Raw genomic sequence first — 25439 nt, 5'->3', positions numbered from 1 at the left:
CATCTAGGCGATACGACTTCCGGTGGGGAGGTGCGTCGCGGGGGTGCGAGTGCGACGCCAAGCCCAGGTCAGGGCGCCCGCGCCGAGCAGCAGATGAATGGTGAGGCCGATGAACCAGCTCGGCACCGCGCCGTCGTAGGTCTCCTGTGCGGTCGGTCCCTGCCCGTAGGCCTGGACGGAGCCGTTGGCAGCCTCGTCGCATCCGTTGTACTCGGTATACAACTCCGGCGCGGTCTGGGCTCCGCGAACGCCGACGGCGATCTGCCCGAACAGGTCGGTCGGGGAGCCGTTCTCATCGAAGCTGCCGGGCGCGGCATCCGCTACGACAACGTAGGGGTTCGCCGCGAGAATCCACCAGTAGTAGTCGAACCGCGGCACCGGGTAGGTCGAGGTCTGCGCGGTGGAGCAGACGATGTCGGACTGCTTGCCGGTTTGCTCGTCGTAGGTCGACGACACCACCTGGTAGTTCACACTCGTCGCGTCCTGCTGCGTGGCGGTACCGAGCAGCGCGAAGGCGATAAGCGTGCCGAGGCTGAGTGCCGCGACCACGAGATAGGTCAGCACGATCGAGAACAGCGGCCGGGTCAGGATGCCCGACAGCCCAACGCCGACCGCAGCGATGACCCCGAGCTCGGCGGCGAGCACGAGTACGGAGACGCTGATCGTGCCGAGGGAGACCTCGCCGAGAACGACCGCGAAGATGAGAAACGGTAGTGTCGCCGCGAGAAAGGCGAGCGCTGTGATCCAGGCGGCCAGAAACTTGCCGAGCACGAGCTGCCCCGTGCTGATCAGCGTGACCTGCGTGGTGGCGAGGGTGCCGGCATCCCGATCGCCGTTGATCGCATTGCCAGACAGCGCCGGCGAGACCAACGTGCCGAGCAGCAGCACGAAGAAGATGATGGTCGAGAACACGCCGCCACCGCCGGACAGCCAGGCGGAGGTGGCCAGCCAGAGTAGAAAAGTGACGATCCCCACGAGCAGCATGAAGATGCCGAGCAGTACGTACCAGGAGACGCCGCGCACCCGTTGGCGCAGTTCCAGGGTGACGATCAGCCAGAGTCCGGTCAGGAACACGCGCTTGTTCATGGGGTTACCTCCGGGTTGACGACGATCGAACTGTGTCGTGCCGGTCTCTCCCGGGTGAGGTCGAGAAAGGTGTGTTCGAGGTTGCCGACGGCCGGGCCGAAATCGCAGACCGGAACCCCGCTCAGCACGAGGTTGTGCAGCAGGGCCGCGGCCGAGGCTTCGTTCTCGACCTGCACGAGGGTTCCGAGCTGGTCAACGCCGAGAACCTGCACGAGCGCACCGACCACGCCGGGGGTTGCCAGCGCACGTTCCAAGGCTGCTTCATCGAGTGAGCGGATGCGCCAGGCCCTGGCGCTCGCGCCGGCCGCGGCCACCTGCTCCGGGCTCGCTGTGCGGCCGTCGGACAGGTACACCGCGGCATCCGCCATCTCGTCGAGCTCGGCGAGAACGTGACTGGACACGAGGATGGCGGCGCCCTCACCGGCCAAGCGTCTCAGCAGCTGGCGCAGCGCGGCGCGGGCTGCCGGGTCGAGGCCGGAGGCCGGCTCGTCGAGCAGCAGTACGCCGGGGGAGTGCACGAGCGCCCTGGCCAGGCTCAGTCGTTGCTTCTGGCCCCGCGACAACACCCGCGAGGGTCGGTCGGCGAAGTCCGTGAGGTCGGTCAGAAGGATCAACTCGTCGGCGCGCACGGCGGCCTGCTCGCGGGTCATGCGGTACATGCGCCCGGTGGTCTGCAGGGCCGCGCGGGCGGAGAGGCTCGGCCAGGAGCCGAGGGTGTCTGGCATCCAGCCCATCAGGGCGCGCACGCGCTCCGGTTCGGTGACCGGGTCGTGACCGTTGATGCGAATGCTGCCCGCATCGGGTGTGAGCAGCGTGGCGAGCATGAGCAGCAGCGTGGTCTTGCCCGAGCCGTTCGGCCCGATCAGTGCCGTGACCGACCCGGCCGGTACCGTGAGGGTCGCATCGAGCAGCGCGAACACGCTGCCGAATGCCCGGCTCACCCCGGTCACCGCGATGCCGCTCGGCACGATCCCCTCCGAGCCGAAAATCGTCGTCGCTGACATAGCCACCACCCCCAGTTGTTTCCCCCGAGTCTAGGGGGGCTCCCGTTCGGGGCTGGGCGGTGAAACGCATCGACGGCACCTGAGAGAATTGCCCCATGGCTATTGCAGTGACCCCACCGCGCGGTATGCGCGATTTTCTCCCCGCCGACAAGGCCGTGCGTGAGCGTTCGCTCGGCATTATCCGCGACAGTTTTCGTGCTCACGGTTTCGATGAGATCGAAACTCCGGTCATGGAAGACGCCGCCCGCCTGCACTCGGGCCTGGGCGGCGACAACGAGAAGATCGCTTTCGCGGTGCTCAAGCGCGGTCTCAGCCCAGCGGATGTTGCCGCCGCGGCCGAGCAAAACGACCTCGCGTCCCTGGCCGACCTCGGCCTGCGCTTCGACCTGACGGTTCCGCTCGCCCGGTTCTATGCCACCCACCGTGCCGCGCTGCCCACCGTGTTCCGGTCGATTCAGATCGCTCCGGTCTGGCGAGCCGAACGCCCGCAAAAGGGGCGTTACCGCCAGTTCATGCAGTGCGACATCGACATCATCGGCGAAGCCGGCCAGCTCGCCGAGATCGAATTGATCACCGCGACGGCCGCAACGCTGGAAAAGCTCGGCCTCACCGGCTTCTGCATTCGAATCAATGACCGGCGCATCCTCTCCGCGCTGCTCGCCCACTGGAAAGTCGCGGCCGAGCTGACCGAGCGGGCGCTGATCGTGATCGACAAGCTCGACAAGATCGGTGTCGACGGCGTCTCCGCCGAACTGCAAGCCCTCGGCATCGACGCGCCCGACCTGGCCACGCTGCTCACCGAGCTCGGTACCGGCGGCTGGGCCCTCGGGGCAGGTGCGCCGGACTGGCTCGACCCGGCGGCCTTCGCCGACCTCGAAGCCCTTCGCGCTGCACTCCCCGGCGTCGACCTCGAGTTCGACCCCACCCTGGTGCGCGGCATGGGCTACTACACCGGCACCATCTTCGAAATCTCCCACCCGTCGCTTGGCTATTCCCTCGGCGGTGGCGGCCGGTACGACGGCATGATCGGTCGGTTCCTCGGCACCGACGTGCCAGCTTGCGGGTTCTCGATCGGCTTTGAACGCATCGTCGACCTGCTGCAAGCGGATGCCGCATCCGCTCTTAACGCGGTTGTGTTGGTGCACGAGAAGGACGCCGACCCGGTGAGTCTGGTCGCCCTCAAGCGCGACCTCGTTGCCGCAGGGCTGCGGGTGCGGCTGGAACGCCGCACCAAGAACCTCAAGGCCCTGCTCGATCGGGCCGGCGAGGCCGGCTACGGACGCTTCGCGTTTGTGACCGCTGACACCGTGACCAGCGACGATCTCGACTTCAAACCGCTCGGCGTCTGAGCGGACCGGCCGGCCCCTGCAGTTCAGCGGATCGGCTGACGGGTTTGGTTAGACTGAATCCGCGACACATCCGAGCGTCCACCCAGACGTTCACCCCGACAAATCAGGAGACAGTTGTGGCCCTAATTGAGGCAGTAGACGCACGCGAAATTCTCGACTCTCGTGGCAACCCGACCATCGAGGTCGAAGTTCTGCTCGGCGACGGAACAGTCAGCCGTGCTGCCGTGCCGTCCGGAGCGTCCACCGGCGTGTTCGAGGCCTACGAGCTGCGCGACGGCGACAAGGCCCGCTACCAGGGCAAGGGCGTGCTCAAAGCCGTCGAAGCCGTCATCGACGACCTCGGCCCCGCGGTCGAAGACATCGACGCGACCGACCAGCGCATTGTCGACCTCGTGCTTATCGAAGCCGACGGTACCGACAACAAGGAGCGTCTCGGCGCCAACGCCATCCTCGGCGTGAGCCTGGCCGTGGCCAAGGCCGCAGCGAGCTCGGCCGGGCTGCCGCTGTTCCGCTACCTCGGTGGCCCGAACGCGCACACCCTGCCCGTGCCGCTCATGAACATCATCAACGGCGGCTCGCACGCCGACAACGATGTCGACATCCAGGAATTCATGATCGTCCCGCTCGGAGCAGAGTCGTTCAGCGAGGCCCTGCGCTGGGGTGTTGAGACCTACCACTCGCTCAAGGCGCTGCTGCAGTCCAAGGGACTGTCCACCGGCCTCGGCGACGAGGGCGGCTTCGCTCCCAACCTGCCGAGCAACCGTGCTGCGCTCGACCTCATCGTCGAAGCCATCGAAAACGCCGGCTACGTTCCCGGCAAGGACATCGCCCTCGCGCTCGACGTGGCCGCGAGCGAGTTCTTCAAGGACGGCAGCTACAACTTCGAGGGCAAGAAGCTCTCGGCCGAAGAGATGAGCGCGTACTACGCCGAGCTTGTCACCGACTACCCGCTCGTCTCCCTCGAGGACCCGCTCGAAGAAGACGACTGGGACGGCTACGTGCACCTCACCGCATCGCTCGGCGACAAGGTGCAGATCGTCGGAGACGACCTGTTCGTCACCAACCCGGTGCGTCTGGCCAAGGGCCTTACGCTCAAGGCAGCGAACTCCATTCTGGTCAAGGTCAACCAGATCGGTACCCTGACCGAGACGATGGATGCCGTCTCCCTCGCCCAGCGCGCCGGTTACACGGCGATCATCTCGCACCGCTCTGGCGAGACCGAGGACACCTTCATCGCTGACCTCGCCGTCGCAACGGATGCCGGCCAGATCAAGACCGGTGCGCCGGCGCGCAGCGAGCGCGTCGCCAAGTACAACCAGCTGCTGCGCATCGAAGAAGAACTCGGCGAGGCCGCGGTCTACGCCGGTCGCACCGCGTTCCCCCGCTTCACCGCGTAACAGCGCCCCACAAGAAAGCACGGGAGCGGGCTCCCGACCACCGATTCGGCTGGTCGGGGGCCCACAGCTTTCACTTGGTACCATTTTCACCAGCACGTTCAGCCAGCGGAAGGAGTTGCCGTGGATCAGAAACGACCTGCCCAGAGCACGTCGGCAGCACGGCAACCCGCTGTTTCGGAAACCGAGACGCCCGCCGGCGGCTGGCTGCGCAGCATCCGCTTCTCCGGATTTTCCCTCGTGATGATGGTCGTACTGATTCTTGCCGTCGTGGTGCTCGCGCCGAGTCTGCGCACCTACGCCGAACAGCGGCAGCAAATCAGCCAGCTCAGTGCAGCTGTCGCCGACCAGAAAGCCGAGGTCGACCAGCTCACGAGCCAGCGGGAGCGCTGGAACGACCGCACCTATGTCACGACGCAGGCCCGAGAGCGGCTGTCGTACGTGCTGCCAGGAGACATCAGCTTTCTCGTCATCAACGATCTGCCGGTCGTCGCTCCGCTCGAAGCGGATACGAGCCCGGTCAGCACCAATATTCAAAGCACCACAATTGATTGGCTGGGTTCCTTGTTCGCCTCCACCATGACGGCCGGCCTCGCTCCGCAAGCACCCGCACCGGTGGTGCCATGACCCGGCCGCCGTTCGACCCGTTCACTGCGGCCGATATCGATCTCGTTTCGGCGCAGCTCGGTCGCCCGGCCCGAAACGTGGTCGGCATCGCCGCTCGCTGTGTCTGCGGAGCGCCGACCGTGGTGGCCACGGCTCCCCGGCTGGCCGACGGCACCCCGTTTCCCACGCTGTACTACCTCTGCCATCCGGCCGCGACGGCGGCGATCTCTTCGCTCGAGGCCACCCAGGTCATGAACGAATACAACGACCTGCTCGCCGACGATGACGAGGTGCGGGCAGCTTACGAGCACGCTCACGAAAGCTTTCTGTTCGACCGCGACCAGCTCGGCACCGTGCCGGAAATCGCCGGGATCTCCTCCGGCGGCATGCCGAACCGGGTCAAGTGCCTGCACGCCCTCGCCGCGCACTCCCTGGCCGCCGGGCCCGGCGTGAACCCGATCGGCGACCTCGCGCTGGCGCGTGCGGCCTGGTCGCCCACGGTCTGTGTCTGCCTGGACTACACCGCGTTGGCCGCTGCTTCAGGGTCGGCTTCGGAGTGACCGCACGCTCTCGCCCTGTCACCACCGGTGTCGCGCTCGCCCTCGCCACAACGCTGTTCGCCGGCACTATCGCCGGCTCCGTCATGGTCGACGCGCCCGCAGCCCACGCGGACCAGATTCGTGACCTGCAGTACTGGCTGAACGACTACGGGTTCACCGAAGCCTGGAACACCACGCGGGGCGCTGGCGTCACCGTCGCCGTCATCGACTCCGGGGTCAACGGCAGCGTTCCCGAGCTGAACGGCGTCGTGACCGGGGGAACGGATGTTTCCGGCCTCGGTTCCGCAAATGGCCAGACGCCGGTCGCCGGCGACGACGATGACGGAGAGCACGGCACTCTGGTGGCCTCGCTGCTGGCCGGTCGCGGAACCGGTGACGGCGCGGGCCTCATCGGGGTGGCGCCGGAAGCATCCATTCTGGCGGTGTCGGTCGGGTTCGGAAGCACCCGTTCCGCGGTGAGTAACGATGACCAGATCGCGCAGGGCATCCGCTGGGCTGTCGACAACGGTGCTGATGTCATCAATATGTCGCTGACTCGCAACACGCTGTACTGGCCGGAAAGCTGGGACGACGCCTTTCTCTACGCGTTTGAGAACGATGTCGTCGTCGTTGCTGCGGCCGGCAACCGGGGGAGCGGTACCACCGAGGTCGGTGCTCCCGCGACTATTCCCGGTGTGCTCACTGTGGCCGGTGTTGACCGCAACAAGACGGCAAGTTTCGACGCGTCCTCGCAGGGAATCACCATCGCCATCGCCGCTCCGAGTGAGAAGTTGGTGGGTGTCATGCCGGACTCGTCGTACGTGCAGTGGGACGGAACCAGCGCGGCGGCGCCGATTGTGTCCGGGCTCGTTGCGCTGGTTCGAGCCGCGTATCCCAACCTTGACGCGGCGGGGGTCATGAACCGGGTGATCGCCACCGCGAACGCGAACGGGCAATCAGTGCCGAGCCCGATCTACGGCAATGGTCTGATCGATGCCGCGGCCGCGGTGACCCGATATGTCGCTCCGGCGACCGGGGCCACTCCGAGCGAGTTGCTGACGGAGTGGATCACCCTGCACCGTCGGGCCCAGATCGAGGTGGTTCCCACCGAGGAACCCGCCGCCGAGGCGCCCGCAGCCGTGGACGACGACCCGGCGCTACCGACCCAGAACGTGCTCACGGCCTGGCTTCCCAACCAACTGACATTGACCTATATCAGTCTGCCGCTCGCTGTACTCGTGGTGTTTGGTATCCTAGTAACGCTGTTGGGCATTGGGGCCACTCGGCAAATCAAGCGAATTCGGCGCAACCCCAAAGATTTCGCACAAACATAATCATGTAGGAGGCCTTCTCATCGTGCCCAAAATTCTCATTGTTGGTGGCGGCTACGCCGGTTTTTACACGGCGTGGAAGCTCGAGAAATGGCTACGATCCGGCGAAGCCGAGGTCACCATTGTTGACCCGCTGCCGTACATGACGTACCAGCCCTTCCTGCCGGAGGTGGCTGCCGGGTCTATCGAGCCGCGTCACGTGGTTGTGTCGCACCGTCGGCACCTCAAGAAGACCAATGTTGTCTCCGCCAAGGTTACGTACGTGAACCACGCCGAGAAGACGGCCACGATCACTCCGCCGATCGGTGAGCCGTACGAGTTCAAGTACGACATCGTCGTCGTCACGGCCGGTGCTGTGTCGCGCACCTTCCCGATCCCGGGTGTTGCCGACCAGGCCATCGGCCTGAAGACCGTCGAAGAAGCCGTCGCCATTCGCGACCGCGTGCTCACCAACTTCGACCGGGCCGCTGCCCTGCCGGCTGGCCCGGAACGCGAACGTCTGCTTACCTTCGTCGTGGTCGGTGGCGGTTTCGCTGGTATCGAGGTGTTCGCCGAGCTGCGCTCCTTCGCCACCTCGCTGCTTACCCTCTACCCGGAGATCAGCTTCGAAGAGACCAACTTTCATCTCATTGAAGCCATGGGTCGCATCATGCCCGAGGTTTCGCTCAAGACAAGCCTGTGGGTTATCGACAACCTGGCCGGTCGCGGTGCGCAGATTCACCTCGACACCCAGCTGACCAGCGCGGTCGACGGCAAGATCGAGCTCTCCACCGGAGAGACCTTCGAGACCGACCTCATCGTCTGGACGGCCGGAGTCATGGCCAACCCCACGATCGTGCGTCACACTGATCTGCCGATTGAAGAGCGTGGTCGTCTGCAGGTTCGTGCCGACCTGCGTGTTGGAACCGAAGACGACATCATCGCTGACGCCTGGGGTGCCGGCGACGTGAGTTGCGTTCCCGACCTGAGCGGTGGCGGTGTCGGCGGCAACTGCGTGCCCAACGCCCAGCACGCCGTGCGTCAAGGCAAGCTGCTCGCCAAGAACTTGGTTGCTGTGCTGCGCGGCGAAGAGCCCGTGCAGTACCTGCACAAGAACCTCGGTGCCGTGGCCGGTCTCGGCATTGGTGTCGGCGTGTTCCAGAGCGGTAACCTCGCCATCACCGGTCTGCCGGCCTGGTTCGCGCACCGCGGCTATCACGGCCTGGCCATGCCCAGCTGGGAGCGCAAACTGCGCGTCGTCTGGGGCTGGGTCAACAACGTGTTCCTCGGTCGCGATGTCGTGTCGCTCGGCGCCACCGAGAACCCGCGTGCTGTGTTCGAAGAGTTCGCGTCGCGTCCGAAGCCGCCGGCACCGGCTGCTGCTGCACCCGCAGCCAAGGCGCCGACGGCTCCGCGTGCGCCTCGTGCGCCGCGCAAGCCCACGGTCAAGGCTGCTGCAGCGGATGCCGCCGCTGGCGCCACGAAGGCACCCGCCGCGCAGGCGCCGGTTGCGGAGAAGGCGGCCGCTGAGGCATCCGCTTCGAAGTAGCTTTTCGGTAGGTGCTGCCGGGCGGTATTCGCGCTCGGCAGCACCTACGCTGTAACTGCCCGTCACCGGGTATGCCCCCATAGCCCAATTGGCAGAGGCAGACGACTTAAAATCGTCACAGTCTGGGTTCAAGTCCCAGTGGGGGCACCACGAGAATTTCTACTCTGATCTGGGATTTAACTTGGTCACCGGGGCTTCAGTACCCTGTTTGCCCACATTCCGCCCAGACTTGAAATCATTCGGGCCTGATCGAGGGCCACTGCGACGCTGTTCAGGTCGTCGTCGAAGAGCTCCGCGTACACGTCGAGGGTCATCGCGGCCGAGGCGTGGCCGAGCATCCGCTGCAGCGCTTTGACGTTCGCGCCGGCGGACACAGCCAAGCTCGCGGCGGTGTGCCGTAGATCGTGCGGCGTGACGCGCGGGAAAGTCGGATCGACCTCCCGGGCGCGTTTGAGGGCGTAGACCAGCCAGCCGTCCCGAGTTGACGGGGTGCGCTGGTGCGACAGCCCGTTGCCGAACAGGATCTGGTCGGGTGTCTTGTCGGCGCAAGCAGTGCCAGGCGGTCCGCCAGGAACGGCGGGAACGGAACCGTGCGTGCCTCGTGCGACTTGGGCGTGCCGAGGAGAATCTTGCCGCCGACCCGCACGGCGTTCTCCCGTACCGCCAGACGCCTGCGGGTGAGGTCCACGTCTCGCACCCGTAATCCGGTCACCTCACCCCAGCGTAGGCCGGTGTGGGCGAGGGTTAGTATGACTGTTCCGTGCGTCGTCGCCGAGGTTGCGAGCAGGTCTACCTGTTCGTGTGAGAGATACGTGTGCGGTTTCTTCAACCGTAGGCTTCACCGAGCCTCAGATACCTCTCACCAACCGAGTTCAAGCAAGCCCGCTACGCGGCCCTCAACCGAGAGCCGCAATCCGCATAGGAACGGCAGTAAACCTGGGGCGATTCAGCGAGGGAAACAACGCCGTCGACACCACTCGGGAAGGTGCCTCGGAATGAATCGAAATTCGTGGCGTCGTGGGGGTTGGCCTGGACGCGGGCGTCGGGTCAGGGGTTGCAGTAGTCACACCAGGTGGGGTCGGCGCGAGTGTTGTCGCGTGGGACTCTGGTCCGGTGGTCGCATTTGCCGCAGGCGTGGATGTCGGCGGCGATGACGCGGGTCGGGGAACCGCATTGGGAGCAGGGGAGGCCGTGTTCGACGTCGACTTGCCCGAACCCGGGGGTCTGACAGGTGGGGCATTCGGTGGCGAGACGTTGGGCCATTTGGGCGCAGAGGGTTCGGATGGTGTCTGCGCGGGAGGGTGCGTGGTGCGCCCGGTAGTCGGGTAGAACGATCACGGTGGACCCATTCTTGAGCATTGCTTGAACGGTCTGCTCAAGCTGGTCAAGGTTCGTGATGTTTTTGTGGGCGGTGGTTAGGGCAGCTTTCGTGCTTTGCACGATCACTCCTTGGGCGGGGAAGCCTAGCGCTTCACCGTAACGTCGGGCTTGGGGTGCCGCGGTGATGGTGTGGCCTCCGGGGATGGGGGAGGTGGTGCGGGTGCCTTCAATGAGTTCCAGTCCGAGGTCGTCGTCGATGAACAGCAGAATCTCCATGTGCTCGACCGGCCCGAAGGTTGCGCTGAAGCTTCCCTCGGAGGCAAGACCGAGGGTGCTGCTGGCCATTTGCATGCCGAGGCGAGCTTTTGCGCGGGCGGCAGCTCTGGGGGTGAGGGTACGAAGGATATCGCCGGCGAAGGTTCCGAACTGGTCGGTGTCCAGTCCTTCGGGGGCGGTGACTGTCGCACCGAGAACGTCGCGGAATGCGTCGCGTGCGAGGTGTTCTTTGCCGTGCATGGTGGCGAAGGTGATGTGGCGGTCTTTGTAGTGCGTGGGGCGGGGAGTCATTGGAAGTACTCGGGGCGGGAGACGTAGGTGTCGGCCACGAACATGACTCCGCTGGAGGTGCTGAGCAGCTCGCGGATGGCGTCGATGAGCTCGCCGGCTTTGCCCGGGGGAAGGACGGTGATGAGCATGGTGAGGGTGTCGTATTCGTTGAACAGCAGGGCACCAGAGTGTTGGCCATGGTGGCCGATGCCAGACACCCCGGATACCGAGGTGTAGCCGGTGGCGCCGGCGGTGGTGATCAATTCGCGGATGGCGGAAGCGTCACGGGCGGGTACGATCACCTCCAGTCGAGTCATCTGAGTCAGGTTGTTCACAGTGAGGTCCCTTCCGTGGTCGAGTTTGTCGGTTTCCACCCGTAGGCGCCGTACTGGTGCCAGGGTTCGTGGGCGGTGCTGCGGGCGGTGAGGGTGATCCAGTCGTTGTCGAACAGGTTCCTCAGCACCTGGTTGCGGGAGATGATGACACCGATCCGCTCCAGGGGTGCCTCGATGATGACGGCCAACCGCATCGGCTCATGGAAGAGTGTTGTGCCGACCCCGACCGATTGCCAGGGCAGCCCGCGCCGGAGGTCCCCGGCCTGACCGGCGATCACTCCGATGGTGCCGATGGCGTTGTGAATGGTTTTCGTGCCCGCACCCAAGGTGTCGGGGTTGAGCGCGGAGAAGTAGTACTGGTGGTTGATCCACTGCGCGACCACAAGGGGGGCGGTCATGATTGTCTCCAGGGCGGTCCCGTCCGGGTCGAGGGAGGTGTCGTAGGAGTGCAGGAACACGCGCCGGCCGAGGTCGATCCCGCGGGTCAGGGTGCGGGAGCCGATGACCATAGCGGCGTTGCCGGCGAGCCCGAGCTCGGGGTACACCTCCGCCCAGTCATACGCCCGCGCCCGCACCCGTGCTGGGGACTGCCTCCTCGTCGCTCCCGGAAGATCTGCCGCGCGCTCGTTCAGGAGCGCTAGTCCAGCGTCGTAGTGCAGCTGATCAAACTGGCTAGTCAGGCCGCGGTGGGTGTCGGCGACGAGGTGATGGTCGAGCAGGGTGATGGTGTCGCGGGTGGTGTTGTGGTCGGCTGCGACGAAAACCGTGTCTTCCGGGATGTCGATTCCTCGCAGCATCAGCAGCGCCCGGACGGCCGGGTCGTTGAAGATTGTTGCGGCGGCGCGAGCGTTGGCAGCGCCAGGGTTTCCGCCACACGCGCCGCAGTCCAGGGCGGACTGGTAGAGGTTGTTGGCCGACTCGGAGGAATGTCCGGCCAACACCACCAGTGGTGCGAAATCGGTTATTCCCATCATCCTTACGGCGGTTTCGGCGATGCCGGCGCGTTCCTCGAGCGTGAAAGCGTCCGCGATCGTCACAGAACTATGCAGCGGAACTGAATGCCAGCGGTTCAGTCGTCGATGCAGGCTGGGTGCAAAGGTGCGTAGCATGCTGGTTGGACCGTAGAGCCAGCCGGCCGTTTCCGCGAACGCGAAGGGGGTTGCGGTGCTGGAGTCAGCGTTGTGCACGGCCCGACGAAGCGCGTCCCGGGCACGACCGCGCGCCACATACTTCTCAGCGTGAACGGTGTCGGTCGGGTCCTCAGTGAGGGTGTGACGTGGCGTGAGCAGAGCGGGCAGCGAGTTGATGCTCCCGCGGGCGCTGTATCGGGCGAACCGGACGGGTACCCCGAAGAACCCGGCGAACCCGAACGTCTCCACCTCGTCCGTGATTTCTAGGTGACGTCGCATGCCTTCCGATCTGGGGTCGATGCACATCACCACCTGAAATGTGGGCCGCACTCCACGAGTCGAAGTCGCCGGGCTCAGGGACCGGATCAGGGTGGTGCGGTAGTGCAGTTCGTAGGCTTTCTGCCAGGTGAACGGGTGCTCAGTGATCGGGTGGTGGGCCAGCACGCGGGCAATGGCCGCCACGGCTTCACGCGTGGGTCGTTCACTGAGGCGCGCGGTGAGCTGTTCAGCCCGCTGCCAGAGCCCGGCCCGCTCATCGGCTACGCCAGCGGGCGACGGCACTGCTGCCACTGGGAGGGTGAGCACTGCTCGTAGGACGAACCGGCTGGCGAGGTAGGAGGTCAGGTCAATATCGCCGTGCTTTTCTGCCCGCCACTTGATGTAGCCGACCCATCCTGGCTGGTGCTCCAGTTCTTGGGCGAGGGTACCCCGGATCAGTTCTGGGGCGATAGCGAGCCGGGCCAGCGCCCAGTCGAGGGCCGCGTCCGCCTGCACTGGTGCTTCCCGCAGGGTCCGTCGCGCGGCCCGAGGCAGACAGGGGTCCCGGAGGGCCAGGCGGCGCCAAGCCCCAAAGAACCCGTCTTCGATGTGAGGCATTGGCCACAGCGGATCCGGGGTCAGGCCCGCGGGCAACCATGCAGCCAGATACTCATCAAGCCACCGCGTCGAGCGCGAAGGTGCGGACGGTGTCGGGATCGGAGCCCACGAGGCGGTGGTCATGTCGAGGACGGCGACTCGAACGGCGGGGACCGTCTGCCCGTCCACGCTGAACGTGGCGGAGGAAAGTTCCGGGATTCGTTCGCTGATTGCTTGGGCAAGGTCGGCATCGGTAATGCGGCCCTTCCTCAGATCCTCCAAATAGTCGTGCTGATCGCGGGTCAGCGCAACCCCCGCCGCGGTGACAGTGTGGAAAGGGTCGGCCTCGTGGCCGGCCAAGGGGTTCACGGCGATGAACGACTCCACCGGCCACCCGGACACGATGTTCCGGGCGGCAGACGCGATCTGCGCGCGAAGAATCAAACTCATGACACAACTCTCTGAACACTCGGCGGTCGGGATACGGTCGTCGTCACAGCGCGGGCATAGACGAGATTGCGGAAACCGGTGAGGCACTGGGTGCTGGCAAGCAGTTGCACGCCCAGCAGACTGAGCCCCGGAAGCAGCAGCAGCCATGCGGGGGCAGCAGTGATGGAGAAGACCGGCTGTAGGGCAGCGGTGAAAGTGTGGAGGAACGCGACGTAGCCGACCAGGAGGAGCACTGTCGCGCCGACACCGGACACGAAGGTGCGGAGCGTGAAGTGAGTGATCAGGGCGGAAGCCAGGGCGACGGAGGCGGTCAGGGAGACGAAGCCGAGCAAGCCGATCGTTGCCGCTGAGGCTGTGGGCGCCAGGACCAGTTTTGCGGCCAGCAGCGTGCCGCCTGGCACGAGGACACCCACCGCTACCGCGATGCCGTAACTGACACGGGTGCGAGGTTTCGGGTCGGGTAGGTCGCGGCTGACGGTGTGTTGGGTGATGCCCGCGCCGGCTCCCAAGAACAGTGCGGACTTGAAGAGGGAGTGAGCGATCAGGTGGAAGATCGCGGCGGCGAACAGCCCGAGGCCGCAGGCCATGATCATGAATCCCATCTGCCCCATCGTCGAAAACACCAACCGACCCTTCACGTCCGCACGCACCAACCGCACCGCAGCAGCGTAGGTGAGTGTTGTCGCTCCCACCAGAAAAACGATCGTCATGACCGAGGCGTGCAGAGCAATGGCGGGAGCGAACCGGAACAACAGGATCGCGCCTGCGTTGACGACACCGGCGTGCATCAGGGCGGACACAGGAGTGGGTGCCGCCAAAGTGAACGGCAACCAGCCGTGAAAAGGGATCTGGCTGGAGCGTGCGAACGCACCTGTCGCCAGCAGCCCGGCCACGATCACCTGCACCGGCACCGGCAGGCCCGTGACCACAGCACCCAGCCGGGCCCAGGACAGGTCCCCGCCACCCGCCACCAGCAGCACCACCACCGCGGACACGAACGCGGCATCGGCGAGGATGAACCTCACCGCGGTGGCCCGCTTCCCGCGCCGAGCCTGAGCTAGCGGAAAATACGTTCCCAGCAGCAGTACCAACGCCGCTCCCGCGCCGATCCACCCGACTGCAAATACCGCGACGGAGCCTGCACACACCATCAGAACGGTGAACCCTGTCAATAAGGCGGAGGCGGCCACAAACCAGAGCTGGCGTGAGTCGCCTCGAAGGTAGCGGATCGCGAAGCTCTGGATCAGGGCGCTGAGGCCTAGCACCAACGCCGATAACACCACCGCCAGGCCATCCACCTGCAGCGTCGACCGCTGGATCCCCACGCGCAGAGAGCCCGAGGAGAAGATGACCGGAATGGCAACGACCGTGACCAAAAATCCGACCCCCATGACCACCGCTACGAGACGTGCGACCACCTCCGCCGGCTGGTTCAGTTGGTTGCCGTTCATACCCGCCCCTCATAACACGTAACATAAAACACGATAAATATAACATGTGTTGTGGATCGGAAATTAGCAATGGGGAAAAGCGGGTCCCGTGGGGGTCAATAATTTGATGACGCACTGGACGTTTCTGACCAATCACGCGCACGTGCTGCTGTGTGTGGCCGATAACCCGAACGTTTGGCTGCGGGACGTGGCAGTGCAGGTCGGCATCACCGAGCGGGCAGCGCAACGCATTGTCACCGAGTTGGAAGAGGCTGGCTACCTGGAGCGGGAGCGAAACGGGCGGCGCAACCTCTACCGCCTGAACACGGCGATGCCGCTACGGCACCCGCTGGACCGCGACCACCGCATCGGGGAACTGCTTGCTTTTCAAGCTCTACGGCCCGCCGGCACGACCGGGCTGCCTCAGGACTCCAAGGCCCAGGCCGAGCAGGTCCGCTCGATCGCCGTCGATCGACTGGGCGCGATCCTCTGGCACGCCCCTGCAGAGGTCATGGCGCGCCTTGACTTCACTTGCAGCTATAGAGAAACTGCCCTCCACGGCGAGATCCACTCCCGAACGTTGGGGTGTCCGCTGACCGTTCGGCTTACGGTCGGTGGTGGGTGGTGGCATTCTTCAACTCTGGCTATCCATAGACAAATTCGAGGATGATCGTTTGGGGGAACGGATGAGTGTGAATTGCTTGTATTTCAGGTTTTTCTCCTGTGAGATCAGGCGTGTGTGTTGGCAGAATTGTGTGCACCGGTCGAAGTGAACTTTCTGTCTGGTGACCATCTGCCTACGGATCTGGATCCGACCATTCAGGCCATCAAGCCGACAACAGTCCCTCTGGTTAGAGTGGCGAGGCCCTATCATTCTGGGATACACGAGTAAATCGTTCGGGGCCAAGCCTGGGAGGGACCAATGGAGATTGTTGAACTTGGTGAAACTGCCGTCATCGGAATCGAAGTTGTCGCTGACTTCGGCCAGCTACGCTCCGAGATACCTGCGGCCTGGCGCGAGCTGTTTTCCCGTCAAGACGAGCTGCCCGCCTTAGGCACAGGCGTCTTCGTCGAGGCCAGCAACCATTTAGGCGACGGCCGTTACCGCGAGATTATTGGAGCAGTAGCTGTCGTCGCCGACGTTGCAGTGCCTGATGGTATGGCTGTTGCGCTCCTTCCCGGTGGAAGATTCGTCCACCACCGGCATGACGGTTCGGTGGCAACCATCGCAGGCGGCTACCAGACGATTTATGACTGGGCTGCAGAGCAGGGATTGACTCTCGGGAACCGCAAGCTCGATGTCGGATACACGGCCGATGATGTTCAACAACCGCACGAACTTTACGTCGACATTCTCATCTGACGGCCGCCCCCATTCACGACGAGATCAGGCTATACCGGCCGAACCGCCGTGCAATGCCAGTGATCCGCGCAGCTGTCGAAGTCGTCCGGATGCGGCAGCCTCGTCTACTTGTTGAGAGAGGGACTCGGTGGCAGGTCATCTTTCCCGTGTGGCACAAAATCAGCGAGTTCGGGAATTCACGTAGTCCACCCGAGATCTCTCCCGTTGACTGTTTCCCTTGCGGGCGTTCTCGTCCAGCCCGCCCACATTGCTTCTCCGACTCGCTGGGTGGAGCAGCCTTCGGTCGACAGACCTTGTTGGCCGGAGGCGTTCTCGTCCTCGTCGCACTCATCGCATTTTTCAAGGCAGTGCTGAGTCTGCGGAAGCTATCGCGAGCGACCGGGTGGTTTTCCGCGCAATGACAAACCCAGATACGGCCAACCGCTCGGGCTGTCAGATGGCCTGGACGAATCTCACCGGCGCGTCTCGATTGTCCTCTTCGACGGTTTCGAGCTACTCGACGTTTTTGGCCCGTTAGGCCTACTCGGAATGCTGCCGCAGGCGTTTTCTGTCGAATGGGTCGGCTCCTCTCAAGGGCTTGTGAGGAGCAGTCAGGGTGCCGAGGTCATGGCGACCGTTGGGTATCGTGACGCGAAACTTCCCGGCATCGTCTTGTTCCTGGAGGACGAGGTACTCGCTCGCTCGTCAACGACGCCGAATTCTTCGAGAGGCTGGCAGCGTGGGGGAGCGAGGCAAGACTCGTGACGTCGGTGTGCACCGGGGCCGCTGTGCTCGCCGCGGCCGGGCTGCTCGACGGGTTTCGAGCGACGACTAATAAACGTGCGTACTGATGGGCGACGTCGTATGGTTCGTCCGTCGAATGGGTCACTCAAGCACGGTGGGTAGAGGACCGCAGCTGATGGACGTCTTCAGGCGTTGCGGCAGGAATTGACATGATCGCCGCATTGGTTGTGCATCTCTTCGGACCAGAGACTGCTGCGGCGGTGGCCGCCGCTGCCGAGCTCAAGATCCACACGGACCCGCGCTGGGATCCCCTCGCTGCGGCAAACGGACGAAAGCCGTCCCGCAGAGGGTTCCCTTTCAAACACGAGGTGCTCGAGACCCCGCCTCGCGTGCTGGCACAGCCCGATGTCCCCCTGACGTGCCGATCCGTACACTGGTCACATGTCAGCCAGAGTTCGCCTTGCGCGATCGGGAGACCTCGACGTCATCGAGAAGATTGAAAACGATGCCGACCAGCTCTTGATCAACACACTCAAGCCGGAGGGTTGGGCTGCCGCCCCCTCTGGAGCTGCTCGTGCGTCGCAGCCCGGCTTCATCCTTGTCGTCGAGCTCGACGACGGTCACGTTGGCGGGTTTGTTCATGTTCTCGAGGTCGACGGCCTGTGCCACTTGGAGCAGCTGTCCGTAGCGCCGGCGGAGGCGCGGAAGGGTTGGGGGCGGGCGCTCGTGGAGGCCGCCAAAATCCAAGCGCAGGAGCGCGGGTACCACCGCATCTCGCTTCGAACCTACGCGGACGTCCCGTGGAATGCCCCGTTCTACGCAAGTGCCGGTTTTGTCGAGGAAGAGCCATCCACGCAATTTCATCGTTCCCTGGTCGGCGTCGAGGCCGAACTTGGACTTGACCGATATGGGTACCGGGTACAGATGGTTGCCTACGCTGAACCATCAACCCCGTAAGAGGTTCGTCTTTCGGAGTGAGGTCGTTGTGGAATCGGGCGGCCAATCCGGCGATGCGACGAAACCGTTCACTGTGATGAAGATCGTGCGCTACCCCGGCAAGTTCGACCCGACGCCGAAGCAGGGCGTTGGCGCGCATAAGGATTCCGGCGTGTTGACACTCCTGTTCGTCGAACCGGGCAAGGGCTGCCTGCAGGTCGAGAAGGACGGTGCCCGGATCGATGCGCCGCCGCTGGATGGGGCCTTCGTGGCGAACATCGGCGAGCTGCTCGAGGTGGCCACCGACGTCTACCTGAACGCGACCGTGCACCGGGTGATCTCGCCGCTCCTCACCCTGCCCGACGAGTTGGAGACCCCAGACATCCTGGCAGAACCGGAGAACCCGATCTTCACCACGTACGGCGAGAATGCGCTTAAGAGCCGGCTGCGCACGCATCCGGATGTGGCCGCGATCCACTACTCCGACCTCGCCAAGTAACCCCCGGCCGCGGGCCGCGGTTATGGCTGGAGCCGCTCCATCGTCCAGCTACCCGCGTCACCGGCCGTGAACCGCAGGCGGTCGTGCAGCCGGGACGTGCGGCCCTGCCAGAACTCGATCGCGCTGGGAACCACACGGAACCCGCCCCAGTCGTCCGGCCGCGGAATGTCCGTGTCGTCCGGATAACGCTCTTCCACCCGGCGTACCTGCTCCTCGATCAGGGCGCGGCTTGCGATGGGCCGCGACTGGTCGCTGGCGACCGCGGCGACGCGAGACGCCCTCGGCCGGCCTACGAAATAGGCGTCGCTGGTGGCGGCATCCGTGGGGCTTGCCGTGCCGTAGACGATCACCTGGCGCTGCATGGCATACCAGGGGAACAGCAGCGAGACGTCCGGGTTGACGCTCAACGCCCGGCCTTTGCGGGACGCGTAGTTGGTGACGAATTCGAAGCCGCTGCCGTCGAGGCCCTTGAGCAGCACGGTTCGGCTACTCGGCCAGCCTTCCGGGTCGACGGTGCTTAGCACCATGGCATTCGGCTCGTAGAGCCCGGCCTGCTCCGCGGCAGCCAGCCACACGTCGAACTCGACCATCGGGTCGGGGTTGACCCCGGACTCGTTCAGGCTCACTGCGCCGTAGTCGGTGTGACTCGTCAGGGATTCCATCAGTATTCTCGCCCTCGGTTTGAGCCGCCGGAATACGAAAGCTCCCCGGCCTGCCCCTCCAGCCTAGGAGGAACAGGCGGACGGGGAGCCTGTGGCCGCGTGTGTGTCAGTCGCGCTTTTCATAATCGTGGCCTGAGTTGTGGCCCTGTAGTGGTTCCCTTTGCGGGTAGTTCGACTTCCGATGGTGCGCTCGAAGTTCGAGAAATCCTTCGACGTGGACATCATGGCGTTAGTGCCCGGTGTACAGTCCCGCCATGCCCTCGCTTATTCAGCAGAGAATGGCCCTCGAGCGTATTCGCACGTCCGCCATTGTGTGGACCGTGTTCGGCGGGTTTGGGGCCTGCTTTCAATCGCCAACCTGCTTGTCGGCACAGAGCCGACGCGAGGGGCCCTATACCTCGCCGTCGCGGGAGGGCTGATCGCCGTTGGGCTTGTCAAAATGAGGCGATACCGACGTGAAATTACAGCGTTTGCGGTCGAGAATGGCCCCGACGCCGGCAAGCGTTAACTCCAGTCCGGGCGTCTCGTAGAGGGTTCCGCATACGGCCTGCGTTAGCGCCCGTAGTGGTATCGACATCCGGCGATACGGACTTCGTCGTTCTCGACCTTGTAGATCAGGCGATGTTCGTCTGTAATCCGACGTGACCAATACCCGCGGAAGCCGTGCTTGAGGGGTTCGGGTTTTCCGATGCCTTCATTGCCGTTGCGATTAACGTCGCTCAGGAGCGTATTGATGCGTTTGAGGATCTTGCGGTCTTGCGTCTGCCACCAGCAGTAGTCGTCCCAGGCATCCTCGTCCCAGATCAACTTCATTCATCAAGGGCGTGCTGCGTGCCGTGGCCGGCCTCGAGTCGATCGATCGATCCGAGGAGGCGGCGCGCGTTCGCGGGGTTCTTCAGCAGATAGGCGGTTTCCTTGAGCGACTCGTAGTCGTCGAGCGAGACGATGACCACGGGTTCGTGTCCTGCACGAGTGATAACAACTTCTTCTCGGTCATCCACCACTGCTGAGAGTGTCTCGGCGTACTTCGCCCGGGATTCTGAATATGTCATGGTGCGCATTGGGATCCTTTCACGTACAGAAAATTGTACGTCACCTTGATTGCGACTACAAGATGCACCCACAGCTCCACCATCGTCGCGTAAGCCGTTCGGCTTGTGGGATATCCCTCCGGGGAAGGTCGCTCGTGGTGCTCAGCCTGCCCAGCGGTGGGCTGGCAACCTGTCGAGCGTGATACCGGGCTGGCCGGGTGACCGGTCAGGTCAGGCATTGCGCCCGTCAGAGCCAGAATTTTTTAGTGGAGCTTGCGCTTGTACTGCGTTTCAGTCGATCGGCGAGACACGAATGAGGTTGCCATCCGGGTCGGCGACCACGAATGTGCGCCCGAAGACGTCTTCGTGCGGCTCTTCGATGACAGTGGCGCCCTTGGCCGTCCACGCGGCGAAGCAGTCGTCGACTCCGGCTGCTGATCCCGGCAGCATGAGCCCCAACTCGCTGGTTCGCGGCGTCGCCGTCGTGACTGTGTCGCCGCGGCCAGACCACAGGGCGAAGAGGACGCCCGGGGCTACTTCGAACGGGACGTATCGCGGGGTAATAGTGACAGGTTCCATCTCGAAGAGATCGGTGTAGAAGCGAGTGGAGCGCTCAACATCCGTGACGTAGATGAGGAACAGGTTCGGTGTTGCCATGGGATCTCCTTGGTTGACGTTCTCGGCTCCGTCTAGCATTTCATCAATACATGACAGATCATGTCTGGTATCCATCGATACTGGTTAGGTGAAGTCCCAACGCCTGCTTTCGATGATGTTGCTGCTCCAGACGCGCCACCGCATGACGGCACCTGAGCTGGCAGAGCAGATGGGAGTGTCGGTCCGAACGGTACTGCGCGACGTCATCGCTCTGGCGAACGCAGATGTACCGGTGTTCGCAGAGCGAGGCCGATATGGAGGCGTAGTCCTCCTTCCGGGGTCACAACTGGATGTGTCCACACTCAGCCCCGCCGAAGTCGACGCGCTGAAACTTCTGGGTCTGGACACTGGGCAAGCCCGCCAACTTGGCATCGATTCAGCGACGCGCAGCGCCCAAAGGAAGATCGCAGTCCGACGCCCGCCGTGCCGCGAGTCGGAATTGCCGTTGTCTGAATTGATTGTTGTCGACAACACTCCATGGTTTACCCCGATGCCAAGCGTCGCCGGCATCTCCGAACTCGCCAGAAACCTGCAGTCGGGCAGGCGTTTGCGGATTCGCTATCGACGAAGTGCCGAGAAAGGTGCTTCATGGCACCTCGTTGACCCGTACGGTCTTCTGGCGAAGTCCGGCCGCTGGTACTTGGTAGCCGATGTTGACGGCCTCCCGAGGCTGTATTCGCTCGAAAGATTGGAGGGCTGGGAGGTCCTGCCAGAGGTTCGGCACCTTCAACCGAACGCAACGCTCGCCAATGTAAGCCGAGACTTGAGTGCGGCGGTGGAGAACCTGGGAGCCATCACAATCAGCGCAACGCTGAAGAAGGACAGGCTTGACCTCGCTCGACGGATTCTAGGCTCGCGTCTCGCCGCCAGTAAGCCCATTGATGCTGAACAAGTCGAGATCACCGTGATCTACGACCAAGTGGATTCCGTGCGTCAGCTGTTGCAATTCGGCGCCCACCTCCACGTCACGAGTCCGCCGGAGGCACAGGCCGTTATGCGTGACGTTGCCAGCGCCACGGCAGCCCTGTACTAAGGCTGATCCTGCCGCAGAGCCCGAAGCACCCCACCCTACGGCTTTGCCTCTGGGCAATGGTGAGTCCGAAACGTGGAGCCGAACGCGTCCCGCAAGGGGTTCCCCTTACGGGGCTTGGAAATCTTCGTGCCATCACGCTCTATCGCCACTAGCCTTGACCCACAAGTTAGCAGGAGCAATTCTTGACTGTGATTCACTCTCCACTGCAGAGCCCAGCCGTACTTCTGCTGGGAATCGCTGCCATGTGCACGTTCGACCGGAATGGCATCGCGTGGTTTTGGGCCGATCAACCGCAGGGTGCATTTATTCTTCTCGCCGCTTTCACCGGTCTTTGGGTTTTGGTGCTTCGTAGCGCTCGCAGGGCCCGCACTGCCAAGGACTGAACGTTTCCGCAGGGGTTCCCTTCTGGGCGTTCTCGTCCAGCCCATGCAGTCGTCGGTCGACAGGGCAGATGTCCATGCCCGGTTAGTGCAACAGCCCGCTCTGGTAGGCGTGGGCGACGATTTGGGCGCGGGAGGTGAATCCGAGTTTGGTGAGAATGCTGCTGAGGTGTGTTTTCACCGTTGACTCGCCGATATGAGCGCTGTGGGCGATGTCGCTGTTGCTCAGCCCGCGCGCAGCGAGCAGAAAGATTTCCCGTTCGCGTGACGACAACGTGGCGATCGAGTCCCAGTCAGTGAAATCAGGCCGAGGATCGGGTACGGGAGACGACGCGTCTCCGTCAGCGCGGGCCGATTCCGTGGCACCTCCGCCGGATGTTGGCGGATCAAGATGGATGGAGTCAACGGATCGTGGTGGGCCGTCCCCATTGCCTTCCCAAGCGCCGACCAGACGGCAGGCGACGGAATGTCAACCTTTACGAAACCGGGCGTCGACTACTTCAATCGATCGGGAATCGTCAAGGTGAAACTTCGGCCGGATGCAACAAGCGCATCTGACCTCGGGCTTCCTGTCACTGGAGAAACCGTGACGACATCCCTGCGTCCGCTGGAGATCCGGGTAGTGGGGCACAAGAGGGCACTCATCTTGGGCGCGGTTGACTCGTTCACGATCCGGTCGAAGAGCGATCGAATCGTTTCAGTCGACGCCACGTACGCGGGAAACGGCGACTACAAAGAGGTCTTCTCCGTACTGGAGCAGCTAGCCCCCAAACTGCGGCTGGACGGCGGCGGACCTCAAAAAGCTTGAGTCGGATCTGGTTGTGGACCAGCGCGCCAAGCAAGGAGATCTCTACTCCGCACAAATTGGCCCATCGGATGCCATTGGCGCGGGCGTATCTGCAACGGTAACCATCGACCTGAAGGCAACGGGGACTCAACTGACCTTCCATGTAGCTGCTGAATCGCCGTGACGACTCGGTCAACGGGCCAGCTAAACGCTCGAGCGATCCGGTTTTCAACACTCGAGGCAATCTGCCGCGTCCTGAGTTTCTAGCCCGGCGACATCCTGGTCTGCGACGACGAGCCCGGAGGCTAGCCCTATCCGATAGATTCGGCCCATGACCAAACCACAAAGCGTTGGCCCGTATGTGAAAGTGACGAAGCGCGGATGGCCGGAATGGGTTGCCGTGATCGACGCTATGGGTGGCCGGGAGCTTCCCCATCCCGACATCGTGCCGCTGGTACAACATGAAATCGCGCATCTGGAATTGAAAAATCACGGGTGGTGGGCGCAGGGCATCACGATCGCTTACGAACAGCACATCGGCCGCCGGACAGCGCGGCCCTCACTGCTATCAAGATGAACAGTCCGGTGATCGACCATGGCCAGAGGTTCGGGTTGAGGATCATGAATGGTTCGGCGTCGAGGTGCACAAAACCCTGAAGTCGGTCCCAGAGCAGCGCTACAGCCGGGTGGCACACCGTAGTCAAAGATGCACATTCCCGCCGGGCGTCAGCACTGTGCCAGTCTCAATGAATGGATTGGCCAAGATCTGCACCTATTACGACTGCGCGCCTCGTGCTGGAACCGCTGTCGGTACTTCATGCCCCTTCTATGGTCGACGTCCTGGCCGCCCCCTCGCTCTATGACTTCACCGGCGGGGACGCGCCGTCGCTCGAGCAGTTGGAAGACCGTTATGCGGCACAGGCAGTCGGGAACTCGGCGGATGGTTCGCAGTGGTGGTTGAACTGGGTCGTCATTCAGCGAGATGGCGCCCAGCGGCTCGGGTTCGTGCAGGCAACCGTCGAGAACGACGGATCGACACTCATAGCCGACATTGCCTGGGTGATCTCACCGACCTGGCAAGGGCACGGTTTCGCGTCGGAGGCCGCTCAGGGGATGCTCGAATGGTTGCGATCAAACGGGGTGGACCATTTCACGGCACACATCCATCCGGCCAATCATGCGTCAATGCGCGTCGCGCACAATCAAGGATTACACGTGACGTCGTCGAAGAAAGATGGCGAAAATCGTTGGGAATAGGGGCTGCGCTGGGGGCTTCGGCCACCCCTCAGGTCAATTTTGCCTTGTGGTCACACTCGGCTGGCGCACGCCGAACCATCCGAATCTCCTTGATTGCGTATTCTTCCTTGCACGAACCGTCGGGAATAAAACCGTGCTTACGGTAGAACGCCTGGGCTCGCGGATTGGGGTCTGCTACCCAGAGCCCCGCCGCTGTCTCGGGAGAGATGACAGCGTCGAGGAGAGCTTTCCCGGCGCCGGTGCCGTGCGCGGATGCAAGCACGTAGAGGACGTTGAGTTGCTGGCTCCATGTCGCATCGGTATCCGCGGGGGCCGCGCTCTGTGCGATTCCGATCAGGTCGCCGTCCTGTTCAGCGACCGCGATTCGATCGTGAGCGAATCGATCATCCGTGAGCCCGATCGTCCAGAAGCGCTCTCTCGTCGACACGAACGCTGGGTCGTCCAACATCTCGTCGCGCATGATGCCCCGATAGGTTTCCTGCCAGGTCGCAACGTGCAGGCGTGCCAGGGCCGCCGCGTCCGTTGGTACCGCCGATCGGATGACAGGTTGCGTCTTCATACGTTCGATACTAATAACGAATGTTTCGTCAGGCTACTGATCAGCAAGTTTGGTCTCCTAGGCGCCATGTAGACGACTAGCCGAATGGCGACCGACACGGGATCGACCGGGTCGGATGCGGCAAGAGACGATGCCTTGGTCAGAGCGCCAACCGGGGAGACGGCGACGAGATAAGCAGTCGCAGCGACTAGAGCGGATGCGGGGCGGTTGGCGGTATGCCCGCCCTGCGACTACGCCCCCGCGCCGAGACCTTGTTGGGGGAACGCAGCTACGGCTTCGATTTCGACGAGAGCGCCCGCGCGTGCTGGGGTGACCGCTAGTACCGTGACCGCGGTGCGACGGTTTTCCCAGACCGTGGCAGTGGCGGCGTACGCTTCACCGGGGTCGATGCCGGTCGCGAGATAGATCGTCAGCTTGACCACGTACTCCGCTCCGGTTCCCGCTTCGGCCAGAACGGCGAGCACGTTGCGCAAAGCCTGCTCGGTTTGCGCTCCGAGCCCATCGAGCAGCGCGCCGCTGCCATCAGTGCCGTTCTGCCCGCCAACGTAGAGCGTGGGCCCTGCGGGCGCGATCATGCCCGGCGCGAAGGCGGGGCTCTGAAAAAGCTCGGGCGGGTCGATCGGTGTGGGAAATGAAGTCATGGTGGTGT

The 25439-nt window shown here is 63.7% G+C and carries 29 protein-coding genes, 1 tRNA gene and 1 pseudogene; 17 read left to right on the top strand and 14 right to left on the bottom strand.

Annotated features, from left to right (window positions below; all coding sequences use genetic code 11):
* Positions 1 to 3: 3 nt before the first annotated feature.
* Positions 4 to 1086, bottom strand: a complete 1083-nt coding sequence (locus E3T29_RS14790; RefSeq protein WP_174776433.1) for an ABC transporter permease — start codon at positions 1084 to 1086, stop codon at positions 4 to 6.
* Complete coding sequence (locus tag E3T29_RS14785) at positions 1083 to 2090, bottom strand: ABC transporter ATP-binding protein (RefSeq protein ID WP_174776432.1); 1008 nt, start codon at positions 2088 to 2090, stop codon at positions 1083 to 1085. Before E3T29_RS14785 ends, E3T29_RS14790 begins: the two co-directional genes overlap by 4 nt.
* Before the next feature lie 95 nt (positions 2091 to 2185).
* Here E3T29_RS14785 and hisS point away from each other — a divergent pair, with 95 nt between their 5' ends.
* From hisS to E3T29_RS14750, 7 genes are all read left to right on the top strand, one after another.
* The gene (gene hisS, locus E3T29_RS14780; protein ID WP_104130190.1) at positions 2186 to 3439 is read left to right on the top strand and encodes a histidine--tRNA ligase; all 1254 of its coding nucleotides are present in this window, start codon (positions 2186 to 2188) and stop codon (positions 3437 to 3439) included.
* Positions 3440 to 3555: 116 nt separating this feature from the next.
* On the top strand, positions 3556 to 4836 hold the full coding sequence (gene eno / locus E3T29_RS14775; RefSeq protein WP_104130191.1) for a phosphopyruvate hydratase: 1281 nt from the start codon (positions 3556 to 3558) through the stop codon (positions 4834 to 4836).
* Positions 4837 to 4956: 120 nt separating this feature from the next.
* Entirely contained in the window at positions 4957 to 5460 is a 504-nt protein-coding gene (locus tag E3T29_RS14770) for a septum formation initiator family protein (protein WP_241987839.1), read from the top strand.
* On the top strand, positions 5457 to 5999 hold the full coding sequence (locus E3T29_RS14765; RefSeq protein WP_134346350.1) for a DUF501 domain-containing protein: 543 nt from the start codon (positions 5457 to 5459) through the stop codon (positions 5997 to 5999). Before E3T29_RS14770 ends, E3T29_RS14765 begins: the two co-directional genes overlap by 4 nt.
* Positions 5996 to 7312 (top strand): S8 family serine peptidase, encoded by a 1317-nt coding sequence (locus E3T29_RS14760; RefSeq protein WP_241987838.1) that lies wholly within the window; start codon positions 5996 to 5998, stop codon positions 7310 to 7312. The genes E3T29_RS14765 and E3T29_RS14760 overlap by 4 nt, the downstream gene beginning before the upstream one ends.
* 22 nt (positions 7313 to 7334) lie before the next feature.
* A complete protein-coding gene (locus tag E3T29_RS14755) occupies positions 7335 to 8837 on the top strand; it encodes an NAD(P)/FAD-dependent oxidoreductase (RefSeq protein WP_092340660.1) in 1503 nt (500 codons plus the stop codon).
* A 73-nt stretch (positions 8838 to 8910) separates the two neighbouring features.
* Positions 8911 to 8987: transfer RNA gene (locus tag E3T29_RS14750), tRNA-Leu, on the top strand.
* 35 nt (positions 8988 to 9022) lie between these two features.
* Here E3T29_RS14750 and E3T29_RS19725 read toward each other — a convergent pair.
* The 5 genes from E3T29_RS19725 to E3T29_RS14725 all read right to left on the bottom strand — a co-directional run bounded on the left by E3T29_RS19725 (position 9023) and on the right by E3T29_RS14725 (position 14924).
* Positions 9023 to 9343, bottom strand: coding sequence for a tyrosine-type recombinase/integrase (locus tag E3T29_RS19725; protein ID WP_241987842.1), 321 nt, complete (start codon positions 9341 to 9343; stop codon positions 9023 to 9025).
* Positions 9344 to 9884: 541 nt separating this feature from the next.
* Positions 9885 to 10724: a DUF6671 family protein gene (locus E3T29_RS14740; RefSeq protein WP_134346349.1), complete on the bottom strand. Its 840-nt coding sequence runs from the start codon at positions 10722 to 10724 to the stop codon at positions 9885 to 9887.
* The gene (locus E3T29_RS14735) at positions 10721 to 11038 is read right to left on the bottom strand and encodes a transcriptional regulator (RefSeq protein ID WP_233197391.1); all 318 of its coding nucleotides are present in this window, start codon (positions 11036 to 11038) and stop codon (positions 10721 to 10723) included. The genes E3T29_RS14740 and E3T29_RS14735 overlap by 4 nt, the downstream gene beginning before the upstream one ends.
* On the bottom strand, positions 11035 to 13473 hold the full coding sequence (locus E3T29_RS14730; protein WP_166789999.1) for a putative inorganic carbon transporter subunit DabA: 2439 nt from the start codon (positions 13471 to 13473) through the stop codon (positions 11035 to 11037). Before E3T29_RS14730 ends, E3T29_RS14735 begins: the two co-directional genes overlap by 4 nt.
* Positions 13470 to 14924: a proton-conducting transporter membrane subunit gene (locus E3T29_RS14725; RefSeq protein ID WP_092340664.1), complete on the bottom strand. Its 1455-nt coding sequence runs from the start codon at positions 14922 to 14924 to the stop codon at positions 13470 to 13472. Before E3T29_RS14725 ends, E3T29_RS14730 begins: the two co-directional genes overlap by 4 nt.
* A gap of 88 nt (positions 14925 to 15012) precedes the next feature.
* Between E3T29_RS14725 and E3T29_RS20350 the strand changes: the two genes are divergently transcribed.
* From E3T29_RS20350 to E3T29_RS14700, 5 genes and pseudogenes are all read left to right on the top strand, one after another.
* Positions 15013 to 15573: a hypothetical protein gene (locus tag E3T29_RS20350; RefSeq protein WP_241987837.1), complete on the top strand. Its 561-nt coding sequence runs from the start codon at positions 15013 to 15015 to the stop codon at positions 15571 to 15573.
* A gap of 252 nt (positions 15574 to 15825) precedes the next feature.
* Entirely contained in the window at positions 15826 to 16266 is a 441-nt protein-coding gene (locus tag E3T29_RS14715; RefSeq protein WP_134346347.1) for a GyrI-like domain-containing protein, read from the top strand.
* Between the two features lie 710 nt (positions 16267 to 16976).
* A complete protein-coding gene (locus tag E3T29_RS20765; protein ID WP_370449180.1) occupies positions 16977 to 17096 on the top strand; it encodes a hypothetical protein in 120 nt (39 codons plus the stop codon).
* 334 nt (positions 17097 to 17430) lie between these two features.
* Positions 17431 to 17946: a GNAT family N-acetyltransferase gene (locus E3T29_RS14705; protein ID WP_134346346.1), complete on the top strand. Its 516-nt coding sequence runs from the start codon at positions 17431 to 17433 to the stop codon at positions 17944 to 17946.
* A 61-nt stretch (positions 17947 to 18007) separates the two neighbouring features.
* Positions 18008 to 18424, top strand: a pseudogene (locus E3T29_RS14700) (2OG-Fe(II) oxygenase family protein); the annotation flags it as partial.
* Between the two features lie 20 nt (positions 18425 to 18444).
* Here the strand turns inward: E3T29_RS14700 and pdxH are convergent.
* The 4 genes from pdxH to E3T29_RS14680 form a co-directional block, all read right to left on the bottom strand.
* Entirely contained in the window at positions 18445 to 19086 is a 642-nt protein-coding gene (gene pdxH, locus E3T29_RS14695) for a pyridoxamine 5'-phosphate oxidase (protein ID WP_174776431.1), read from the bottom strand.
* Between the two features lie 552 nt (positions 19087 to 19638).
* The gene (locus E3T29_RS14690; RefSeq protein ID WP_134346343.1) at positions 19639 to 19899 is read right to left on the bottom strand and encodes a Txe/YoeB family addiction module toxin; all 261 of its coding nucleotides are present in this window, start codon (positions 19897 to 19899) and stop codon (positions 19639 to 19641) included.
* Positions 19896 to 20147, bottom strand: coding sequence for a type II toxin-antitoxin system Phd/YefM family antitoxin (locus E3T29_RS14685; RefSeq protein ID WP_092340671.1), 252 nt, complete (start codon positions 20145 to 20147; stop codon positions 19896 to 19898). The genes E3T29_RS14690 and E3T29_RS14685 overlap by 4 nt, the downstream gene beginning before the upstream one ends.
* A gap of 261 nt (positions 20148 to 20408) precedes the next feature.
* Positions 20409 to 20774 (bottom strand): VOC family protein, encoded by a 366-nt coding sequence (locus E3T29_RS14680; RefSeq protein ID WP_134346342.1) that lies wholly within the window; start codon positions 20772 to 20774, stop codon positions 20409 to 20411.
* 88 nt (positions 20775 to 20862) lie between these two features.
* Between E3T29_RS14680 and E3T29_RS14675 the strand changes: the two genes are divergently transcribed.
* Complete coding sequence (locus E3T29_RS14675) at positions 20863 to 21807, top strand: YafY family protein (RefSeq protein WP_134380291.1); 945 nt, start codon at positions 20863 to 20865, stop codon at positions 21805 to 21807.
* Between the two features lie 465 nt (positions 21808 to 22272).
* On the opposite strand, the gene E3T29_RS20345 is transcribed toward E3T29_RS14675, so the two are convergent.
* Positions 22273 to 22461 (bottom strand): response regulator transcription factor, encoded by a 189-nt coding sequence (locus tag E3T29_RS20345; protein ID WP_241987836.1) that lies wholly within the window; start codon positions 22459 to 22461, stop codon positions 22273 to 22275.
* Positions 22462 to 22653: 192 nt separating this feature from the next.
* Between E3T29_RS20345 and E3T29_RS14665 the strand changes: the two genes are divergently transcribed.
* From E3T29_RS14665 to E3T29_RS14655, 4 genes are all read left to right on the top strand, one after another.
* Positions 22654 to 22995, top strand: coding sequence for a hypothetical protein (locus E3T29_RS14665; RefSeq protein WP_134346340.1), 342 nt, complete (start codon positions 22654 to 22656; stop codon positions 22993 to 22995).
* Between the two features lie 13 nt (positions 22996 to 23008).
* Positions 23009 to 23158, top strand: a complete 150-nt coding sequence (locus E3T29_RS19715; protein WP_166792425.1) for a hypothetical protein — start codon at positions 23009 to 23011, stop codon at positions 23156 to 23158.
* Between the two features lie 147 nt (positions 23159 to 23305).
* Positions 23306 to 23551, top strand: a complete 246-nt coding sequence (locus E3T29_RS14660; RefSeq protein WP_134346339.1) for a hypothetical protein — start codon at positions 23306 to 23308, stop codon at positions 23549 to 23551.
* Positions 23552 to 23724: 173 nt separating this feature from the next.
* Positions 23725 to 24231, top strand: coding sequence for a GNAT family N-acetyltransferase (locus tag E3T29_RS14655; RefSeq protein ID WP_134346338.1), 507 nt, complete (start codon positions 23725 to 23727; stop codon positions 24229 to 24231).
* A gap of 28 nt (positions 24232 to 24259) precedes the next feature.
* Here E3T29_RS14655 and E3T29_RS14650 read toward each other — a convergent pair whose 3' ends face one another.
* Together E3T29_RS14650 and E3T29_RS14645 are read right to left on the bottom strand one after the other, a co-directional pair.
* On the bottom strand, positions 24260 to 24790 hold the full coding sequence (locus tag E3T29_RS14650; protein WP_134346337.1) for a GNAT family N-acetyltransferase: 531 nt from the start codon (positions 24788 to 24790) through the stop codon (positions 24260 to 24262).
* Between the two features lie 230 nt (positions 24791 to 25020).
* The gene (locus E3T29_RS14645; protein ID WP_134346336.1) at positions 25021 to 25431 is read right to left on the bottom strand and encodes a RidA family protein; all 411 of its coding nucleotides are present in this window, start codon (positions 25429 to 25431) and stop codon (positions 25021 to 25023) included.
* Positions 25432 to 25439 lie beyond the last annotated feature (8 nt).

This window comes from Cryobacterium sp. TMT1-66-1 (assembly GCF_004403435.1).
Lineage (GTDB): Bacteria > Actinomycetota > Actinomycetes > Actinomycetales > Microbacteriaceae > Cryobacterium > Cryobacterium flavum.
Note: the sequence above shows the minus strand (reverse complement) of the source record. Positions and strands in the feature narration are given on the sequence as shown.

Excerpts from the sequence above, each read along its gene's own strand:
- E3T29_RS14790 (WP_174776433.1), bottom strand. The coding sequence starts at position 1,086 with ATGAACAAGCGCGTGTTCCTGACCGGACTCTGGCTGATCGTCACCCTG.
- E3T29_RS14785 (WP_174776432.1), bottom strand. The coding sequence starts at position 2,090 with ATGTCAGCGACGACGATTTTCGGCTCGGAGGGGATCGTGCCGAGCGGC.
- E3T29_RS14730 (WP_166789999.1), bottom strand. The coding sequence starts at position 13,473 with ATGAGTTTGATTCTTCGCGCGCAGATCGCGTCTGCCGCCCGGAACATC.
- E3T29_RS14660 (WP_134346339.1), top strand. The coding sequence starts at position 23,306 with ATGACCAAACCACAAAGCGTTGGCCCGTATGTGAAAGTGACGAAGCGC.
- E3T29_RS14680 (WP_134346342.1), bottom strand. The coding sequence starts at position 20,774 with ATGGCAACACCGAACCTGTTCCTCATCTACGTCACGGATGTTGAGCGC.
- hisS (WP_104130190.1), top strand. The coding sequence starts at position 2,186 with ATGGCTATTGCAGTGACCCCACCGCGCGGTATGCGCGATTTTCTCCCC.
- E3T29_RS14725 (WP_092340664.1), bottom strand. The coding sequence starts at position 14,924 with ATGAACGGCAACCAACTGAACCAGCCGGCGGAGGTGGTCGCACGTCTC.
- E3T29_RS14650 (WP_134346337.1), bottom strand. The coding sequence starts at position 24,790 with ATGAAGACGCAACCTGTCATCCGATCGGCGGTACCAACGGACGCGGCG.
- E3T29_RS14740 (WP_134346349.1), bottom strand. The coding sequence starts at position 10,724 with ATGACTCCCCGCCCCACGCACTACAAAGACCGCCACATCACCTTCGCC.
- pdxH (WP_174776431.1), bottom strand. The coding sequence starts at position 19,086 with ATGGAATCCCTGACGAGTCACACCGACTACGGCGCAGTGAGCCTGAAC.
- E3T29_RS14645 (WP_134346336.1), bottom strand. The coding sequence starts at position 25,431 with ATGACTTCATTTCCCACACCGATCGACCCGCCCGAGCTTTTTCAGAGC.
- E3T29_RS14655 (WP_134346338.1), top strand. The coding sequence starts at position 23,725 with ATGGATTGGCCAAGATCTGCACCTATTACGACTGCGCGCCTCGTGCTG.
- E3T29_RS14685 (WP_092340671.1), bottom strand. The coding sequence starts at position 20,147 with ATGCGCACCATGACATATTCAGAATCCCGGGCGAAGTACGCCGAGACA.
- E3T29_RS14715 (WP_134346347.1), top strand. The coding sequence starts at position 15,826 with ATGGAGATTGTTGAACTTGGTGAAACTGCCGTCATCGGAATCGAAGTT.
- E3T29_RS14665 (WP_134346340.1), top strand. The coding sequence starts at position 22,654 with ATGTCAACCTTTACGAAACCGGGCGTCGACTACTTCAATCGATCGGGA.
- E3T29_RS14705 (WP_134346346.1), top strand. The coding sequence starts at position 17,431 with ATGTCAGCCAGAGTTCGCCTTGCGCGATCGGGAGACCTCGACGTCATC.
- E3T29_RS14765 (WP_134346350.1), top strand. The coding sequence starts at position 5,457 with ATGACCCGGCCGCCGTTCGACCCGTTCACTGCGGCCGATATCGATCTC.
- E3T29_RS14690 (WP_134346343.1), bottom strand. The coding sequence starts at position 19,899 with ATGAAGTTGATCTGGGACGAGGATGCCTGGGACGACTACTGCTGGTGG.